This is a genomic window from Hyphomonas sp. (genome assembly GCF_040882205.1).
GTDB lineage: Bacteria > Pseudomonadota > Alphaproteobacteria > Caulobacterales > Hyphomonadaceae > Hyphomonas.
Genome location: NZ_JBBEBT010000295.1, coordinates 1 through 2,181, shown reverse-complemented (window position 1 = coordinate 2,181; position 2,181 = coordinate 1). Strand labels below are relative to the sequence as shown.

General features: G+C 59.7%; 3 protein-coding genes. All 3 read left to right on the top strand.

Translation table 11 applies throughout. The features are described from left to right. Positions 1 to 106: 106 nt before the first annotated feature. A complete protein-coding gene (locus WEA77_RS12695; RefSeq protein WP_368068251.1) occupies positions 107 to 844 on the top strand; it encodes an alpha/beta fold hydrolase in 738 nt (245 codons plus the stop codon). Continuing rightward, a complete protein-coding gene (locus WEA77_RS12690) occupies positions 819 to 1,859 on the top strand; it encodes a cupin domain-containing protein (protein WP_368068250.1) in 1,041 nt (346 codons plus the stop codon). Before WEA77_RS12695 ends, WEA77_RS12690 begins: the two co-directional genes overlap by 26 nt. Before the next feature lie 41 nt (positions 1,860 to 1,900). Then, positions 1,901 to 2,181, top strand: a 281-nt coding sequence (locus WEA77_RS12685; protein WP_368068249.1) for an SDR family oxidoreductase, incomplete at its 3' end; no start/stop codon positions are given.

Genomic DNA, 2,181 nt, shown 5'->3' with positions numbered 1-2,181 from the left:
CAGCCGCGGCGCACGTTAGCGATGGAAGCCCCACAAGTTGATTGATTTTTGCATTCGAATGCAGGATGTTATGGTCTTAGATCGGTAGCCCAAGAGACCCCTTTCGATGGCCATCCAAGATGTCCTCTTCCTGCCAGGGTTTATGTGTGACGAGCGCCTGTTTGCCCCTCAGATCAAATCGCTCACGGCAGCCGGGCATGCCTGCCATGTAGGTAATTATGGCGCTGGCGCTTCGATCGACCGGATAGCGCACGAATTGATGAAAAACGCGCCGGCGCGCGTCGCGCTCGTTGGGCTTTCCATGGGAGCAATCGTAGCTCTTGAAGTCTGGCGGCAGTTCCCTGAACGAGTCACGCATATGGCGCTCCTGAATGGCACCGCCCGGGCGGATGCGGCCGGCCCTTCCCGCAAGTCACAGCTGCGCCAGGTCGTCGAAGGCGGTCTTTCGAATGTGCTGCGCAAGGAACTTGCGCCGCGATATCTTGCAGTGGGCCATAACTCGGAACACTTGACCGAGCTTATCGCAGCGATGGGTCAGCGCCTCGGTCCTGAGGCATTTGTCCGCCAGTCAGTGGCGTTGATGACGCGGCAGTCTCAACTCGAGTTGCTGCCGTCGATTTCCTGTCCTGTGCTGGTTGTTGCAGGCGACGAGGACGCAATGTGTCCGCTTTCGCGGCAGGAAGAAATGGCGGCGGCTATAAAAGCGGCCGAACTCTGCATCCTAAGCCCCTGTGGCCACATTTCGACGCTGGAACAGCCAGAGCACGTCAACGCCGCGTTGCTTCGCCTGCTGTCAAACCCGGCGGCCCAGCCTACGAATGTCCGCGCAGCCGTCTTCAACTGATAACCGTCCCGAAAGGGCAAGGGAGAGAAACAGCATGGTAACCAATGAGACGACACGCCCGCAGATCGCGTCGGCCCGGATCGTGCGCTACGGCGATCTCCGGCCCTGCTTCAACGCATTTATCGACACGCGCACGCCGGGCTCGGACAAGAAGGAAAACTTCACCATCATAGGCCCAGGCGTATCCGAGAACCCGGCCCAGCATGTCCACATCAGTGAGCCGCACGGGTTCAACATTGGCGGCGCACGCCAGCCGCCGGGATGCACGAACTCCCAGCACAGCCATGAGACGGCAGAGGTCTTCTTCGTCCATTCCGGACAATGGCGTTTTGATCTCGGTGAGCATGGCGAAGACGCAAGTGTTGAACTCAACCCTGGAGACCTGATCTCCATCCCGACCGGCGTATTCCGCGGCTTTACGAACATCGGAACTGATACCGGGTTTCTCTGGGCCGTGCTCGGCGGCGACGATCCAGGCCGGGTGCTGTGGGCTCCCAAGGTATTTGAAATGGCAAAAGAATATGGCCTGGTCCTGTTGGACGATGGCTCGTTGGTCGACCTTGCCTCCGGCGACGCCATTCCTCCGGGAAAGGCGCCCATGCCGCCAACCTCACGCGACCAGGTTGCGGCCCTCAGCCGCTTTACACCGGCCGAACTCGAAGCCTGTGTTGCACGAGCTGGAGCCTCTGGACCAAAAGGCGCGATGGGAAGTCTTCCCGGTGTCGCGGATACGGTCCTTATCGGCAGCGGACGCATGAATTGGCACCATGGGTTCAAAGTTTCCAAGCTTGTTATCGAGCCATCTGGTGTTGTTCCATCTCATGAGTTTACCGGCGCCGATGTCTGGTTTGTCCAGTCTGGAACCGTGGAAGTAAGCATAGCCGGCGAGAGTGCGAAGGTCGGCCCTGGCGATACGATAACCTTCCCCGCCAATTCGCCGCGTGCGTTGCGCAATGTCGGACAAGCCCGTGCTGAACTCGTCTGTGTGCGCACAGACAATAGGGCAGCAGCCTGACTGTGACGACAGGAACCGAACTCGAGGGCAGGACTTGCCTCGTGACCGGCGCAAGCCGAGGTATCGGCAGGGCAATTGCCCGCCTGCTCGATGCCTCGGGCGGTTCGGTCATAGCTGCGGCGCGGCCATCCGAGGCGCTGAACGCCCTCGCGCAGGAGATGTCGAAGCGCACAATACTCCTCGGCGCGGATGCCACTTCAGACAGGTTCCTTGAAAAACTAGACGCCCTTCCCCCGCTCGACATTCTCGTCAACAATCTCGGAACCAACGTTCCGAGGCTTATGGAAGAGGTGGACGACACAGTTCTCGATTCGATGATCGA